General features: G+C 62.3%; 13 protein-coding genes, 1 other RNA gene and 1 pseudogene. 8 read left to right on the top strand and 7 right to left on the bottom strand.

Going from position 1 to position 16,004, the window contains the following annotated elements:
* Window positions 1-101: 101 nt before the first annotated feature.
* Entirely contained in the window at window positions 102-1,121 is a 1,020-nt protein-coding gene (locus tag OU993_RS27935) for an ArsR/SmtB family transcription factor (protein WP_268162416.1), read from the top strand.
* Entirely contained in the window at window positions 1,118-2,017 is a 900-nt protein-coding gene (gene metF, locus OU993_RS27930) for a methylenetetrahydrofolate reductase [NAD(P)H] (protein ID WP_268162414.1), read from the top strand. Before OU993_RS27935 ends, metF begins: the two co-directional genes overlap by 4 nt.
* A 554-nt stretch (window positions 2,018-2,571) precedes the next feature.
* Here metF and OU993_RS27925 read toward each other — a convergent pair.
* From OU993_RS27925 to OU993_RS27910, 4 genes are all read right to left on the bottom strand, one after another.
* Window positions 2,572-3,831, bottom strand: a complete 1,260-nt coding sequence (locus OU993_RS27925) for a lytic murein transglycosylase (protein ID WP_442793052.1) — start codon at window positions 3,829-3,831, stop codon at window positions 2,572-2,574.
* 53 nt (window positions 3,832-3,884) lie between these two features.
* Window positions 3,885-4,670: a glycoside hydrolase family 25 protein gene (locus OU993_RS27920; RefSeq protein ID WP_326493872.1), complete on the bottom strand. Its 786-nt coding sequence runs from the start codon at window positions 4,668-4,670 to the stop codon at window positions 3,885-3,887.
* Between the two features lie 160 nt (window positions 4,671-4,830).
* Entirely contained in the window at window positions 4,831-5,502 is a 672-nt protein-coding gene (locus OU993_RS27915) for a class I SAM-dependent methyltransferase (protein ID WP_442793063.1), read from the bottom strand.
* The gene (locus OU993_RS27910) at window positions 5,499-6,746 is read right to left on the bottom strand and encodes a DUF3419 family protein (protein WP_268162410.1); all 1,248 of its coding nucleotides are present in this window, start codon (window positions 6,744-6,746) and stop codon (window positions 5,499-5,501) included. Before OU993_RS27910 ends, OU993_RS27915 begins: the two co-directional genes overlap by 4 nt.
* Before the next feature lie 157 nt (window positions 6,747-6,903).
* Between OU993_RS27910 and OU993_RS27905 the strand changes: the two genes are divergently transcribed.
* The gene (locus OU993_RS27905) at window positions 6,904-8,268 is read left to right on the top strand and encodes a serine hydrolase domain-containing protein (RefSeq protein WP_268162408.1); all 1,365 of its coding nucleotides are present in this window, start codon (window positions 6,904-6,906) and stop codon (window positions 8,266-8,268) included.
* 36 nt (window positions 8,269-8,304) lie between these two features.
* Here the strand turns inward: OU993_RS27905 and OU993_RS27900 are convergent, their stop codons facing one another.
* The 3 genes from OU993_RS27900 to OU993_RS27890 form a co-directional block, all read right to left on the bottom strand.
* Window positions 8,305-9,420 (bottom strand): lytic transglycosylase domain-containing protein, encoded by a 1,116-nt coding sequence (locus tag OU993_RS27900; RefSeq protein WP_268162406.1) that lies wholly within the window; start codon window positions 9,418-9,420, stop codon window positions 8,305-8,307.
* Window positions 9,421-9,520: 100 nt separating this feature from the next.
* On the bottom strand, window positions 9,521-10,150 hold the full coding sequence (locus OU993_RS27895) for a hypothetical protein (RefSeq protein ID WP_268162404.1): 630 nt from the start codon (window positions 10,148-10,150) through the stop codon (window positions 9,521-9,523).
* A gap of 63 nt (window positions 10,151-10,213) precedes the next feature.
* Window positions 10,214-11,425, bottom strand: a complete 1,212-nt coding sequence (locus OU993_RS27890; protein WP_268162402.1) for a pyrophosphate--fructose-6-phosphate 1-phosphotransferase — start codon at window positions 11,423-11,425, stop codon at window positions 10,214-10,216.
* Between the two features lie 343 nt (window positions 11,426-11,768).
* Here OU993_RS27890 and OU993_RS27885 point away from each other — a divergent pair, with 343 nt between their 5' ends.
* The 5 genes and pseudogenes from OU993_RS27885 to mraZ all read left to right on the top strand — a co-directional run bounded on the left by OU993_RS27885 (window position 11,769) and on the right by mraZ (window position 15,995).
* Window positions 11,769-12,509 carry a J domain-containing protein gene (locus OU993_RS27885; protein WP_268162400.1) on the top strand — a complete coding sequence of 247 codons (741 nt, stop codon included), beginning with the start codon at window positions 11,769-11,771 and terminating at the stop codon, window positions 12,507-12,509.
* Window positions 12,506-13,279 carry an N-acetylmuramoyl-L-alanine amidase gene (locus OU993_RS27880; RefSeq protein WP_268162398.1) on the top strand — a complete coding sequence of 258 codons (774 nt, stop codon included), beginning with the start codon at window positions 12,506-12,508 and terminating at the stop codon, window positions 13,277-13,279. The genes OU993_RS27885 and OU993_RS27880 overlap by 4 nt, the downstream gene beginning before the upstream one ends.
* 88 nt (window positions 13,280-13,367) lie before the next feature.
* Window positions 13,368-14,557 (top strand): annotated as a pseudogene (locus tag OU993_RS27875) (NAD(P)/FAD-dependent oxidoreductase).
* A gap of 54 nt (window positions 14,558-14,611) precedes the next feature.
* Window positions 14,612-15,049: RNase P RNA component class A (gene rnpB / locus OU993_RS27870), an RNA gene on the top strand.
* Window positions 15,050-15,554: 505 nt separating this feature from the next.
* On the top strand, window positions 15,555-15,995 hold the full coding sequence (gene mraZ / locus OU993_RS27865; protein WP_268162396.1) for a division/cell wall cluster transcriptional repressor MraZ: 441 nt from the start codon (window positions 15,555-15,557) through the stop codon (window positions 15,993-15,995).
* Window positions 15,996-16,004: the final 9 nt, after the last annotated feature.

Raw genomic sequence — 16,004 nt, 5'->3', positions numbered from 1 at the left:
GTCGAAAGGCCGCCTTGTCCGTTTCGGCGGCAAAAGGGCTTGCAGTGGCTGACGCCATCATATAAAGATATCTTTATATCTTGATTGTGATGGAATGTAGGATGGCCCTGGGTCTCGATAAACTGGTGGACGTGCTGAAGACAGCGGGCGAGCCGACCCGTTTTCGTCTGCTGGCATTGCTGTCGGCCGGCGACCTGACCGTCAGTGATCTGACAGAAATCCTGGGTCAGTCGCAACCTCGTATCTCGCGCCACCTGAAGCTTCTCTCCGAAGAGGGGCTGGTCGAGCGCTACCAGGAGGGCGCCTGGGCCTATTTCCGTCTGAAACAGGACGGTGCGGTCTCGCCTCTGGCGCGGCTTCTCCTGGAGGCTGCGGGGTCGCAGGATCCGGTCCTGCTCAGGGACGGCGAACGGCTGGCCGAGGTGAAGCGCGTGCGTGCCGAACGGGCCCAGGCCTATTTCAGTCGCAATGCCGCCGAATGGGACGAATTGCGCCGCCTGCATGTCAGCGATACGGCCGTCGAGGAAGCGCTGCTGCGGCTGGTCGGTCCCGAGCCGATCGATGCGCTGCTCGATCTTGGCACCGGCACCGGGCTGATCCTGCAGCTTTTCGAAAACCTCTACCGCCGTGCGGTCGGCATCGATGCGAGCCGTGACATGCTGGCGGTCGCCCGCGCCAACCTGGACCGCACCGGCATCATGAAGGCCTCCGTACGCCAGGGCGACATCTTCAATCTGCCGGTGGAAGCCGGTGACTTCGACCTCGTCACCATCCATCAGGTTCTGCATTTCCTTGATCAGCCGGAACGGGCGATCGCCGAAGCGGCCAAGGTCGTGCGGCCGAATGGACGCCTGATCATCGTCGACCTGGCGCCGCATGCGCTCGACTACCTCCGGGAAGAACATGCCCATCTGCGTCTCGGCTTCTCGCACCAGACCGTGACCGAATGGCTGGAAAAGCTTGGCCTGACGGTAGAGCAGGTGATCGACCTTCAACCGGGCGCCAAGGCGGAAGCGCCGGCGCTGACCGTCACGATCTGGCTTGCCCGCGCGGCAGCCGTACCGGCTGGAGCGGAGATGTCTGCTCCGCGGAAATCCCTTGTATCGGAAGTAGCCCCATGACCTCATCTGCCCCCACCCAGGACCGCTTTCGCATTTCCTTCGAATTCTTTCCGCCGAAATCGGCGGAAATGGAGGGTCAGCTTTGGGAGGCCGCACGCGATCTGAAGCGCTACAATCCGGATTTCGTTTCGGTGACCTACGGCGCCGGCGGCACCACCAAGGCACCCACCTTTGCCGCCGTCGACAAGATGATTTCAGAGGTCGGCCTGTCGACTGCCTCCCACCTGACGTGTGTTGATGCCGATCGGCAGGAAACCCATCAGGTGATCGAGGACCTGCGCGCGCTTGGCGTGCGCCACATCGTGGCACTGCGCGGTGATCCGTCGAGTGGCATCGGTACGGCCTATGTGCCGCATCCGGATGGTTACGCCAATGCGGCCGAACTGGTGTCCGTGCTGAAGGCCGACGGCGGCTTCGAAATCTCGGTCTCCGCCTATCCGGAAAAACACCCCGAAAGCGCGGATGTGGCGGCTGATGTCGCAATGCTGAAGCTGAAGGCGGACAACGGTGCCGACCGGGCGCTCACCCAGTTCTTTTTCGACAATGACGTGTTCGAACGTTACCTGAACGCGGTGCACAGGGCGGGCATCAAGATCCCGGTCATTCCCGGCATCATGCCGATCCAGAACCTGACGCAGTTGAAGCGTTTTGCCGGCCGCTGCGGTTCGAGCGTTCCGTCCTTCCTCGATGCGCGGTTTGCTGGGTATGACGATAAGCCGGAAGAGCGGGCCAAGGTGGCAGCCGATGTCGCTGCCGAGCAGGTCGAGGATCTGATCCGCCGCGGCATTCACGAATTCCACTTCTACACGATGAACCGTGCACCGCTGACCGCTGCCGTGCTCGAAAATCTCGGCCGGCTGCCCAACGAAAAGGCCCAGGCCGGGGCGGCGGCCTGAGCCTGTTGTTGCGGGGGAGGGCGGTTCAATCCGCCCGACCTCGTTCATGAAACTGCTGGCTTGTTCATCGGGCCAATCGGTTGGCTAGGCCTATGGCGTCCCTTGCGGCTCAGACAAAGAGCATTGACGCGACGAAAACGAACGCTGCACCGAAGATGAGGAGATTGAAGGAATAGGTACGTCCCATGTCTGTCTCCCTTGCGTTAACAGTTGAAATCTAAGGGCAAGCGACAGGCTTTGCAAAGTGAATAATGTGCTGCACTGCCGCAGAGGATGCGTCCGAGTGCTGCTCATATTTTGTGTATCTATTTGAATTTTATCACGAATATTCGTTTATGAAACTGGCTAACAAACTGTGAAAAAACTTCTGCAGGCTGTTAAGAAGCGTTACATTTCGTGATGTTTTGCTGCGCTGCAGCCAGAATTCGGGTCGCCGTGTCGCCATCGGCGGGGCCGTCCCGGCGTCTTCCGGCAACCGGGGCTGGGTGACGGAGGGTCAAAGCGTGTGCCGGGGGTGAGCCGGGGTCCAGTTGTCACAGAACCCCGGTCCCTGATCAAAGCGCGTTGAGAAGCGCCAGTGTCGGCCAACCATCGGCCGGCATGCCGAGCCGTTGCTGCTCGCGCTGTACGGCCCGGCGGGTACCGGATCCCAGAATGCCGTCGATCTCGCCGACGTCGTGGCTCTTGGCATCAAGCTTTGCCTGCAGCGCCTTCATCTGGTCAACGTCGAGGCCCGGCTCCGGATTGCCCTTCAGATAGGTCGGTGCGCCGGAGAGGCGGGTGGCGAAATAGGCGGCCGAGGTCGTGTAGATGAAGGACTTGTTCCATTCGAGATAGATGGCGAAGTTCGGATAGGTCAGGAAGGCGGGGCCTTTGCGACCCTGCGGCAGCACGAGTGCCGCCGGCAGCGAACCGAACTCGGTCTTGCCGTCACGCGGTTTTACGCCGAGCTTGAACCATTCGGACGCCGGGATCTCGTTGCCGAGGCCGGATTTTTCCCAGGGCAGGTTTTCCGGCAGCTCGACTTCCTGGATCCACGGTTCGCCGGCGCGGAAACCAAGGCTCTTGATGAAGGAGGCGGCAGTGAGGATTGCGTCCGGGGCGCTGGTCTTCACGTTCACATGGCCGTCGCCGTCACCGTCGATGCCGTGGGCAATGATATCCTTCGGCAGCATCTGCACCTGGCCGATTTCGCCCGCCCAGGCACCCGTATTGGTCTGCGGGTCGAGATCGCCGTGCTGGACCATTTGGGTCAACGCCAGCAGCTGCGGGCGGAAAAGCTCCGGCCGGCGGCAGTCATGTGCCAATGTCACCAGTGCGTTGCGTGTATTGAAATCGCCCTGGACGGCGCCGAAATCGGTCTCCATCGCCCAGAAGGCGGCAATCACGCCCGGAGCGACGCCGAATTCCTTCTCCGCGCGGGAAAAGACGCCCGACAGATCCTGCAGTTTCTTGCGACCGATGTCGAGGCGTGCCTGGCTGACGGTTCGCTGTGAAAATTCGAGGAAGGTCTGGCGGAAGACGCCTTGTGCGCGGTCACGCGACAGAACCTTCTGGTCGATCTGGGCACCGGCGAGCGCCTTGTCGGCGGCTTCGGCCGGGACCCCCAGGGAGATGGCCTCAGACTTCACGCCCTGCAGGAAGCTCGCAACATCGCCGCCGCAGGGTGCGGCAGGCGTTTGGGCGAGCGCCGGAGACAGCGCGCAGGTGGACACGAGAAGAGCCAGAGACAGGCGGCGGCAGAAGACGGCATACGATATCCTCGGTGGGACGGTGGCTTCATTTCGGCAAGATTTGTGACAGAAGAGAGGCATCAGCCTGAAGAAACGCAAACCTTTGCGGGAAAGGCAAGCAAAACACTGGATGGTCAAGTCTTGCCCGCATAAGCCAGCCAACGTTGCCAGTGCTCGCGCGTTCCACTGAAGACATTGATATCTGCTTCCCCCTCGATACCCGGCACAATGCCGGTGGAGGTGTATTGCCAGAATGCCCAGGCCCTGTCGCCATAGATGTCTCGCGGATGGGCCGCGACCGAGCGAACCCAGAAGTGATAGTTGCGGAAATGCCCGACGAGATTGTCGCGGTGGAAATCGACCGACGTGTAGATGATCGGTCGTTTGCCGTAATGGGCTTCGATCCGATCGAGGAAACGGCTCATCGCGGCGCGCACCGTCGCAGGATCGGGTCTTGTGCGGCAGGTGGGCGAGGCTGGGTTCCACTCGACATCGAGTACCGGCGGCAGGCTGACGGCACTCTTCGGTACGTTTTGAATGAACCAGTCCGCCTGCGCATCCGGCTCGCCGCAGAAATAATAGAAATGGTAGGGGGCATACGGAATTCCCGCCCGTGCGGCACCGCGCCAGTTGGCCTCGAAACTCGGATCGATACGGTCTGCGCCTTCGGTTGCCTTGACGAAGACGAAGTCGATGCCGGACGCCTTGACCTTCGGCCAGTCGACCGCGCCGTTCCACTTGGAGACGTCCGTGCCGTGGATATCGTGCCGATGCGGATGGCGCGCACCGAAATCCTGTGGATCATTGTCCTTGAACTTCGGCTGGGGTGTCAGGCCGAACGTCAGCGCATCCGGGCCTGCGGCCGTACATCCGGCGAGCGCCAGTCCCGCGAAAAGGACCAGGAAGGGAATGCGCACGATCTGGCTCCGCGATTGAAGTGTCGGGGCGGGCAGCCGGAGGTTGCCACCGGATGATTCGCCCATCATCGCCTCATATCGCTGCAGCATGCGCCATCAGGCAAGGCAAAACATCACTGCAAGACCGGCCCCGACGGTTCGATCTCCGTGCTGAAGCGCGGGGTCAGCCGCGGCGGCGCACCACCGCCTGCCAGGCGTAACCGCGAAACAGCGGCTGGAAGATCATGTCGGCATCAGCGCCGTCGAGAGAGCGTTCGAGCGCTTCGGCAAGATCGGCGCGCGGCGTCACGTGGAAGCGGGTGAGCCAGTTCTGCAGGCCACGCCGGAACCATGGCGGCAGCTGCTCCTGCTGGCCGAAATCGACGATGTGCAGGGAACCGCCGGGCTTAACCGCCTGCAGCGCGGTGCGGATGGCGGCCTCCCAGTCCGGGATCATCGACAGCGCATAGGAGATCATCACCCGGTCGAAGCCGGCAACTCCGAAATCGGCGGGCGAAAACGTCGTGGCGTCGGCGACCTGCAACACCGGCTGAACCGCCTTGCCGCGGAAATTCGCCCGCGTCGTCGAGAGCATCTCGGCGGAAATGTCGAGCCCGTAGAGTTTTGCCGTCGGATAGAGCTTGTGGGCAAGCATCAGGTTGCGGCCTGTGCCGCAGCCGACTTCCAGAAGCGTACCCTTCTGCGGCACCTGCAGTTCGCGGATCGTACGGTCCCGCCCGAGCAGGTAATATTTGCGCGTGATATCGTAGATGTGCCGCTGGTAACGATACATCCGGTCCATGCGGTCGGCGTGTTCGGCGTCCATCACGGGAGAAGTCGTGTTCACCGCGCTCAGGCCTTCTTCACGTAGATGTGGAAACCGCCATAGATTGCGGAGCGGTCCTGCAGGTTGAGTTCCTGCGAGCGGGCGTCGAGGTAGGTCCACTGGTCGCGGATCGTCGGCGACAGGCGTCCCTCGATGATGCTCCGCTCGGCGGCGGTGCGGAAGATCACCCGTGCGCCGGCGCTGGCGGTGCGGGAAATCTCGGCCCAGAGCTCGTTCAGCTGCCGGTCGTTCATCCAGTCCTGCGCGTCGAGCAGCACATAGCGGTCGACGGTGCCGGCATCCTTGCCGGAAAGAAGCTCTGTGAAGGTAGCGTGGTGCACGGCGACACGCCCAGCATTGTCGCGGATGGCGCGATAAAGCTCCGGCTTCAGGTAGGTCGGCAAGGTGCCTTCGTGCGGCTGCGGATACCGGCGGGCAAAAGCCTGCCAGGCGAAATAGTTGTCGCGCAGCGGGAAATGGCAGGCGAGCTTTTCGAGACGCTGGCGCAGGACCGGGGCGATCGAACCTTCATCGGCCAGGCTTGCCAGTTCGTCATACTGCTGCGGCGGGATGCCAAGGCCGAAGAGCGAGCTCTTGCGGTTGGTGAGCCAGCGGATGAACGGCTTGTCGAACAGCGGCGCGATGCGGTCCTCGAAGAACTGGCGCTGTTCGCGCAACGAGCGGGTCTTCGCCATCTCGGTCAGATCCACACCATGCAGACGGGCGATCAGATGGCCGACGGCGATGAAACGACCGAGCAGGCCGGTGCGGTAGATGTTGCGGTCGAAGACGCTGATGCGGCGGCGGCAGTTCAGCGTGCGCTTCTGCCAGTAGCCGCGGGTGCCTGCGTCGAGCGCCGGCGCGACGAAGGTGTCAAAGGCCTGCGAATTGCTGTTGCGCCCTTCGGCCGCCAGAAGACGGACGACGTCCGCATGGGCAGGCAGGCTCTGGAAGGCGGCAAGCTTCAGTTTGTTGAGTGCGATGTGATGCGGATTGAGGTCCACCACATCGATCGAGGCCGGATTACGCGACAGGTATGCCAGCATGTTGCAGCCGCCGGAGCCGATGGTGACAATGCGATGGCCCTCTGAAAGTTCCATGCCCGCCATGTCGACATCCGGGTCTTCCCAGATCTGCGGGTAAACCAGGCCCGAGAACAGCAGACCGAACAGCCGCTCGGAGAAGCCGCTTCTGGACAGCGCCTTGTGTTGCAGGAGTGCAGTCTTCAGTTTTCCGTTCTTCAGAAAACTGGCTTCCGGTGCAATGTCGGCCATTCCCGATTCCCCGCCTCGTCATGAGCTTTTCAAAAGCCTCTAGTCGCGGCGTGTTTCAGTTTCATGACGCAGAACCTGTGCCAGAGCCCGCAATTCGTGACTTTTCATTGTCACGGAAACCTGTTTGCATGCCGGCCCGAGCGAAGCGGAGAAGTGTATGCGCCCCGTCAAAAGACTGTTGAAACGTCTCGCCAAGATCCTCCTTGCCTTGTTTCTACTGGCCGTGTGCGCCGGCCTTGTCTGGCTCTACACCATGCCGCCGGATCTGCTGCGGGTCGGCAGCGGTTATGCCGCCAAGATCGTCTGCTCCAACGTGTTTCTCGCCGGGCGGGACGAGAACGAGGTGCTGGCCGATGACGTGCAGGCGCCGGGCCATCCGCTGCTGCGGCTGATGCGGGTGTCCGTCGATCGGCAGGCTCAACGGGTCTCGGCTGCCCTCCTTGGTCAGATTGCACCAAGCTCTGCCGTCTACCGGGCTGGTCTCGGCTGTGCTGTCGTTCCGCAGGGGGCGGAGGCGGCAGAACTTGGCACGATCGCGATGGCACCGCCATCCGGCGCGCAGGCGAATGCCGCTTGGCCGTTTGGTAACGAGGTTCAGCCGCAGGCTGCCGCCGCGGCCCTTCTGGAACGTGATGATCTGGTCGGACCCGGGTTTCGCGCTGTTGTCGTCGTCAAGAACGGCGCGATCGTCGCAGAACGCTATCGACCGGGCTTTACTGCAAATACGCCACTGCTTGGCTGGTCGATGACAAAGACGGTGAATGCCGCGCTGATCGGCCGGTTGCTGGCTGAGGGTCGGATGAAGCTCGACGACCGCAATCTGATGCGGCAATGGGCGGGTGATGCGAGACGCGAGATCACGCTTGCCCAACTTCTCGCCATGGAAAGCGGCCTGGCATTCAACGAGGACTATGGCACCGTGGCGGATGTCACGCGCATGCTTTACCTCGAGCCGGACATGGCGGCCTTTACCGCCTCTCTGCCCCTCGATGGCAAGCCGGGCGAGCGCTTCAACTATTCCTCCGGAACGGCGGTGCTCTTGTCGCGCATCTGGATGGACCGCCTCGGGGATCGTTCAACGGCGCTTGCCTTCCCGAAGGATGCGCTGTTCGGACCGCTCGGCATGAGAAGTGCGGTGATGGAGGCGGATGCGTCCGGCACCTTCGTCGGAAGTTCCTATCTTTACGCCAATGCGCGCGACTGGGCCCGATTCGGCCTGCTTCTGGCGCAGGATGGCGTGTGGAATGGGGAGCGGCTGTTGCCGGAGGGGTTCGTTGCGGCGATGTCGCAGCCGACGACGGCATCGGGCGGACGGTATTCGAGGATGCAGACCTGGCTGCCGCGCCCGTCGGACAGGGCAGAGCTGCCGGCCGATACGTTCAACCTGCAAGGCCATGACGGCCAGTCGGTGACCGTCATTCCGTCCGAAGGGATTGTGATCGTTCGCCTTGGACTGTCGCCATGGTGGACGGGTTATTCCCCGTCTGCTCTGTCAAAGGAAGTCGTCAAAACGCTGCGGTGAGGCAAAGGGCGTCAGGCTCGCCCTTTGCCTTCGGCTTCACTCGAGGACGTGCAGCATGTCCTTGCGTTTGGCGTCGTAATAATAACCGCGCGCATAGAGCTTGATCGCGTCATCCGGATCATTGTCGGCCACCAGCCAGGCGCCGCGCAGGTATTTGATGGCGTATTTCAGGTTCGTTTCGGCATCGAGCAGACCGTCCGGCGTTCCCTGGTAACCCATGGATTTTGCCGTGGCGTATTTGATCTGCATGAGGCCCCAGAAGCCGCGTTTGTTGTACGCCTTGGGATCATACTTGCTTTCGCGGTGCACGACCCGGTGTACCAGCGATTCCGGCACGCCATACATGCCGGCGTAACGGTGGATCAGCTTGCTCAGCGTCTCGTTGCTGGCATCTGCCGTCGGCGGCAGCGGGTCGCCCGGTGCGGGCGGGAAAAAGTCCGTCGACATGGCCGAAAGCGGCTGGCGCGTGCCGGCATAGGCAACCATCGAAGAGGGTGACGCACGTTCGATTCGCGGACGCGGGGTCGGGATTGCGACAAACTGGCCGGTGACGTCCGCGGGAAGGGCCGCAGCCATGACAGGCGCGGCAAGCGGTGCCGAGGGTGTGCCGGGTTTGGCCGGAACGCTCAGCGCGGTCGGTGCCGTCAGCGGCTTGGTGATCGCCTGCCCGGCGGTCGCCATGTCGATCGCCTGAAGGCCACCCGTCTGGCTGACCGCGGTGGAAGCGACGGCAAGCGCCGGCACCGGCACGGGCTGCGTGTTCTGGGCGATGGAATTGGCGGCCGTCTCGGCAGCGCGCTGCATCGGATCGGTGGACTGGGAAATGAGCGTGACGCGTCCCACCTTCTGTGCGGCGCGATTGGTGGCGGATGCCATATCAAGCGGCACTGCGCCGGCAACGGCTGCGGGCGTGGTCGTGGCGGCGGTCGTTGTTTCACCCGGAAGACGGTCGGTCTTCGCAGCGGCATGCGAAACATCTGCGGTCGTTGCCTGGGCGACGGCCGTTCCTGCATCTGGAACCGTTGCCGCTGCGACATCGGTCTTGGCTGCCTGGCTGTTCGAAGCCGACTGCACGCTGGAGCAGCCGGATACGGCCCCACAAATCGCCACTGCCACAATCGTGTTGCAGCCGATAATTCGGGTTATCGCCATCGTCTCACTTTCATGAAGATGAATCTTCTCGTCCCGCCGGTATCAGACCGTTAATACATTCCATTAACGCATGACAGGCCTGTCATCAAGACAGGGCAGGTCATGCAGCAATCCGGCGGTAGCCAGCGCTGACCGCACGGCTGGCGATAAATCGCGTGCGGGGCTTGCGCGAGGCTGGATTAAGCTGTCGCGCGCGGGTGATCTTGCGGGCAGACGGTTCCGCGATCAGCAACTGGATGAAGGGGGCAAGAAGGGCTGCAATGCCATAGGCGGCAAATCCCCGTGCCGCGGATTCGCCGGAACTGCCGAGCGAATCGGACATCTGGAAAAAGAGGCTGGCGACAACGATGATCAGCCCCGGCCGCACGCAAGTCGCGAGCATGGCCAGAAGCGCGAGACCCGGCTTGCGGGCAGGGATGTTGTCGTTGTCAGCGAGCCGCTGGACCAGCCGTCTCTGTTGCGAGCGCAGCAGGTAAAGCCCAAGAACGGCAACGCCGAGCCAGGCAAACGGGCGCTCCATGGCCGGCGCCAGCGAATGGATGGAAAGATAAAGCGCGCCGGCAAGGGCGCCGGCGGTCAGGTAACCGAGCCAGAGCGCCGGGATCAGCAGGCAGGCCCGTGCGCGACCCTGAGCCAGGCCATAATCGCGCAGAAGCTTGCCTTGGGCGGATGGAAGCAGAAGGACGAGCAGGGAGGTGGCGGCAAATGCCAGCAGTGTCTCGATGCTCATTCACTCCTCCCTGGTGGATGGAAGGTTGTCTCCCATCCATCCCTGTCCGTCAATTCCGATCGTTTATGCCGCCCGCCAAGGCTGGCCGATGAAGTCCATGACCTCACCGAACCACGGCGTCGACAGATCGAAATGCTTGCCCCCCTTGATACGCGGGAATTCGATCGTGCGCAATTTCCCATTCTGGTCCTCGTCATGACCGGTGACGCCGGAAACGCCGTTCAGCGCGCTTTCGACAGCCAGGTCCACCATGCTCTGGATCAGGCGAAGGTCGTCGCCATTGGCTGGCGCCGACCGGGCATAGTAACCCGACTTCTGAACCATCGAACGTTCGGCATCCAGAAGGGTTGCAAAGTGTTTTTGGAACCAGGAGCCGACGTTGATGGTGTCGAGCTTCACATGGCCGAAGGCGTCACGTTTGATCGCCTCGCCCGCTGCCTCGCGTTCGGCAACGATCGTGTCGAGACCGGCGCCTTCCGAGACGAAAAGCGTCACAAAGCCGCAGGTGTCCATGATCTTGCGCAGGCGGTCCGCTTCGCCTTCCAGATCGAAGTGCATCTCGGGCAAATAGAGCCCGTCGATGTTCTTCATCTGGGTGTTCATCATCAGGCCCTCGACATATTCATTGTGCCGGGTGTCCTGGATGTAGGCGCGGGCGGTGGCGGCGGTCAGCCAGCCGCAATTGCGGCCCATCACCTCGTGGATGACGAGGGTGCGCGGCGCCGCGCTCTGCTCGTTGCTGACATGGTCGAAGAAATGCGCACCGACTTCGGCCGCCGTCCAGGCGCCAAGCGTCTGGCGAATCGGGAAAACGTCGTTATCGACGGTCTTCGGCAGGCCGACGACGGTCAGGTCATAACCGTTGGCGCCGAGATAGGCGGCAAGATCCGCCGCGGTCGTATTGGTGTCGTCGCCGCCGATCGTGTGGAGGATCCTGATGCCGTCGGCGGCCAGACGGTCGGCCGCGACCTTCAGCGGGTTCTCGCCTTCCTTTACCAGGCCGCGCTTCACGCAGTCGGCGACATTGGTCAGCTTGACGCGGCTGTTGCCGATCGGCGAGCCGCCATAACGGTGCAGGAGATGTGCACGCTCACGCATGTTCGGCGTGATCTCGATTCGGTCGCCAAGCAGCAGGCCCTGGTAACCGGAGCGATAGGCCACCAGTTCCAGTTCGGGCGCGATGTCGGTGTAGCGCTCGATCAGTCCGCCGACCGCCGATGACAGACAGGGCGCAAGCCCGCCCGCGGTCAGCAATCCCACTTTCTTCTTGGCCATCGAACCTCCTTCGCGCATACCCTGCGCCTTGCCAACAAAACCGGCAAATGGATGCGACAGCCCGTCGCGGCTGTAAAGTGAATTTCTCAAGAAAATCCGGTATTTCGCGGAAATTCTGGAACGCCTGACGTTTCAATCGGTTCAAATTCGAAGGACGCTCGAAAGCGATGGCAAAGCCGGGTCGCCGGCCTGTGGACAGTGACCATCCCGGCGGAAGGCCGGCTGCGTCAGAATGACCGGCTGCCAATCCGCGGTTACCAATCGTGCGTAACATGACGAAAGATTAATCGTCCTCCGGTTCCCTGGTTCTTGCCATCGGTCCGAGAATTTGGTCAGGTGCAGCATGATTTTAGATTTCGCCTGTCTTCACCTGAGTTCGTTCTGGGAGCGGCTGCTCGGCAGCGTCGGCGACGCGGCCAACAATGCCCTGTCGCGGGTGATCGAAGCGATCCGCACGTTGTTCGAAGGTGATCCGGAAACCCGCCGCCAGGTATCGTTTTCGGTTGCGATCATCGCGCTCTCGGCGAAGATGGCCAAGGCGGATGGTGCCGTCGTCGCCTCCGAGGTCGATGCCTTCCGGCAGATCTTCGATTTTCCCGAGGAAGAAGCGAAAAACGTCGCGCGGCTCTACAATCTCGCCCGCCAGGATGTCGCGGGTTACGAGGCCTATGCGGAAAAGCTCGCCAATCTGTGCGGCTCCGGCGAACACAATTGCCCGATGCTCGAAAGCGTGATCGACGGCCTGTTCCATATCGCGAAAGCCGATGGAATGGTGCATGAGAAGGAACTCGCCTTCCTGCTGCGCATCGCCGAGATCTTCCGCATCGATGAAGCGCATTTCCGCCGCATCATGGCGCGTCACGTGCACATCGAAGGCATCGACCCCTATCTGGTGCTCGGCGTTTCGCCGTCCGATGATTTTGCCGAGATCCGCAAACGGTATCGCCGGCTGGTCGCGGAACATCATCCGGACAAACTGATTGCGCGCGGTGTTCCGGCAGCGTTGCATGCCGCCGCCAACGAGCGTATGGCCGCGCTCAACGCCGCCTATGCGGCGATTGCCAAGGAACGCAAGGCCGCATGAAACTCATTCCCGATTATGCCGGTGCGAGAGTCGATCCCTCGCCGAATCACGGCGAACGCGTGGGCGTCGATGCCCCGGACATGATCATTCTCCATTACACCGGCATGCCGGACCATGGGCAGGCGCTCTCCTGGCTGAAGAACATCGAAAGCCAGGTCTCGTCGCATTATTTCGTCTGGCCGGACGGACGTATCGTGCAGATGGTGCCGGAGGTGCGTCGCGCCTGGCATGCGGGCAAGAGCGTCTGGGCCGGCGAGACCGACATAAACTCCCGCTCGATCGGCATCGAGATCGCCAATGCCGGGCATCCGGGTGGGCTGCCGGCTTTTCCCGAAGAGCAGATCGCAGCCGTGATCGGCCTTTGCCGCGACCTCATCGAACGCTGGCGGATTGCGCCGGAACGGGTGCTCGGTCATTCGGACGTGGCACCGCGCCGCAAGGTCGATCCGGGCGAGAACTTTCCCTGGGAGCGGCTTCACCGCGAAGGCATCGGCCACTGGGTGGAGCCGGGCCCGATCCGCAGCGGCCGTTATTTCCAGCGCGGTGAGGCGGGGCAGCCGATCGAGGCGCTGCAGGGCATGCTGGCGCTCTACGGTTACGGCGTCGAGATCACCGGAGACTTCTGCGATCGCACGGAAGGCGTCGTGGAGGCCTTCCAGCGGCATTTCCGCCCTGAACGAGTGGACGGTATTGCGGACATGTCGACCATCGATACGCTGCATCGCCTGCTCGCCGCCCTGCCAAGGTTCCAGGGCTCAGACGAAGGCTGAGGTTTTCGTCACGTTTGCAGTGGACCCATGCTCTTCGTGCGGCTAGCCACTGACCCAACGGAAAGACTCTAGGGGAAGCGAGTTGGCCATGGCTGCACATTTCAAATTTATCGTCATCGGTTGCGGCATGATGGGCGCGGCGGCGGCGCGGCATCTGTCGAAGGTGACGGATGGCATCGCGCTGATCGGTCCAGGCGAGCCTGCCGATCCGAAGACACATCAGGGCGTCTTTGCCAGCCATTATGACGAGGCCCGCATCACCCGGACCATCGATCCCGATCCGGTCTGGGCGCTGCTCGCCAATCGTTCCATTGCCCGCTACGGTGAGATCGAAGACCAGAGCGGCATTTCCTTTTACCACAGGACGGGTTGTCTGATGGTGGCGCCGGAACGGGCGAGCGGGCATGCCTATATCCGCAGGATCTGCGCGGCGGCCGAAACGCTGGGCACTAAAGCCGAACTGGTTTCCGCTGCCGATCTTTCCCGACGTTTCCCCTATTTCGGTTTCGAGCCCGGATGCGAGGGCGTGCTGGAGGCGAGCGAGGCGGGGTACATCAATCCCCGCGCACTGGTCGCGGCCCAGAGCCGGATTGCCGAGCGTCAGGGCGTACGGCGTATTGCTGAAACGGTCGTCTCGGTGCGGGACGAGGGTGGTCTTGTCGTGGTGCGGACCGCGGAAGGGGCCACTATTTGGCGGAAAAGGCACTGGTGGCCGCCGGCGGTTTCTCTATTGCGGAAGGTCTCTTGGGCGAATCGCTTCAGATGTCGGTTTATGCGCGCACCGTCACCTTCTTCGAGATCCGCGAGGACGAACTCGGGCGTTATGCCGGCATGCCGTCGCTGATCTACGAGCCACGCGATCCGTCCAAACACATCTACATGCTGCCGCCGGTGCGTTATCCCGACGGCAAGGTCTATCTGAAAATCGGCGGCGACTGTGACGACCTGATGCTGACAAGTGACGCCGAGATGCGGGCCTGGTTCCGCTCCGGCGGTCGTGACAGCGCGCGTGCCCATCATCTTGCCGTTATGGAGCATCTGGTGCCGGACATCGACCGCACCCGCGTCTCGACCGCTGCCTGTGTCGTCTCGATGACGCCGACCGGCTATCCAGTGATTGCCTATACGCAATCGCCAAGGATCGCTCTTCTGACCGGCGGCTGCGGCGCCGCCGCCAAGAGCTCCGACGAGATCGGCCGGCTCGGCGCGGAGCTTCTGCAAGCCGGTCACATGGAGGGCCAGGGTTATCCGGTGCCGTTTTCGGCGCGCTTTGCGTAAAACCGATCGCCGCGCCACTTTCCATCGCCGGGCAAACCGTCTAAGGAGCCCCTGCCAGTTGGCCGGGCAGCCGCGCTTTACCAATGCCGAAAGGCGGTAGGGTGAGGAAAGTCCGGGCTCCACGGAAATACGGTGCCGGATAACGTCCGGCGGGGGTGACCCCAGGGAAAGTGCCACAGAAAGGAAACCGCCCCGCCTGCTGTCCTGCTCGTTCATCTGGAGCAGGAGAGGTGGCGGGGTAAGGGTGAAAGGGTGGGGTAAGAGCCCACCGCGGGCCTGGCAACAGGGACGGCAAGGTAAACCCCACCGGGAGCAAGACCGAATAGGGATGACGCGGGTGCCGCTTGCGGCGCTACAGCCTGTCTCCGGGCCAGTCATCCGGGTGGGTTGCGTGAGGCAGCGTGCAAACGCTGTCCCAGATGAATGGCTGCCACGTTCCGGTGCTTTGGCGCCGGTGCCATACAGAACCCGGCTTACAGGCCAACTGGCAATTTCATTTTCTTCGCGCAGACAACCGAAAGACGGTTTCGTCTGGCGCGTCGAACGGGTGTCCGGCGCGGGATCTGCGTCATGACGCTCGATCCCAAATTCGCGCTCTGCGTGTTCTTCGGGTTGTCATTGCGGCAGATGATCACGCTAATGTGTATCTGTTCCCAAGGGGTTAGGTCAAAAATTTTGACGGTTGCAGCGCACACATACCGCGTGCGTCGATCTTGTGCCGCTAACCCTTTGTTAAACTTAACGGCTTATAAATATTTCAGGCTGCCGCGCCTCCGTGTGGCGCCATCCCATTGACGCCCATATGGTCCCATGGTATCCCAAATTCATACTGCAAGCGGGCAATCAGATGCCCTTTCATCGGACAGTATCGGGCCGGTTCCTTCACGGGACATTGGGCGGAGATCTCTTCGCCTGAGCGGTCGGGTTGTGCCCTTTGGCTTGCGTGGTGCGGGGCGCGGAAGTGCCCTGTCGGTTTCGAGGGCGGATGTTTGGCGTCATGAACCGCTTCTTGTCCAATGCGACGAACAGGATCGATGCGAAGGGCCGGGTCTCCGTGCCTGCTCCCTTCCGTGCGGTCCTCGCGCAGCGGAATATCCAGGAGCTGTATTGTCTCCAGGATCTTGTGTTTCCGGCGATCAGCGTCGGCGGTCCGGATCTGCTCGAGCGCTACGAGCGGCAGATCGCCTCTGCCGATCCGTTCTCGCCGGAGGCAAATGCGATGTCGCTTCTGGTTCACGGTGGCGGCGTTTTTCTGCGGCTCGATGCGGAGGGCCGTCTCATGGTCACGGATTTTATCCGGGACTTTACCGGCATCACGACAGAGGTCTCCTTTGTCGGGCGGTCGGATCATTTTCAGCTTTGGCAGCCGCAGGCGTTTCACGAGGCGCAGGCGGCGGCGCGAGAGGGTCGGGCCCGGTTCGGGGTGCGGTCCGCTTGAAACAGGGGA

This window comes from Rhizobium sp. SL86 (assembly GCF_026672545.1).
Taxonomy (GTDB): Bacteria; Pseudomonadota; Alphaproteobacteria; order Rhizobiales; family Rhizobiaceae; genus Neorhizobium.
Note: the sequence above shows the minus strand (reverse complement) of the source record. Positions and strands in the feature narration are given on the sequence as shown.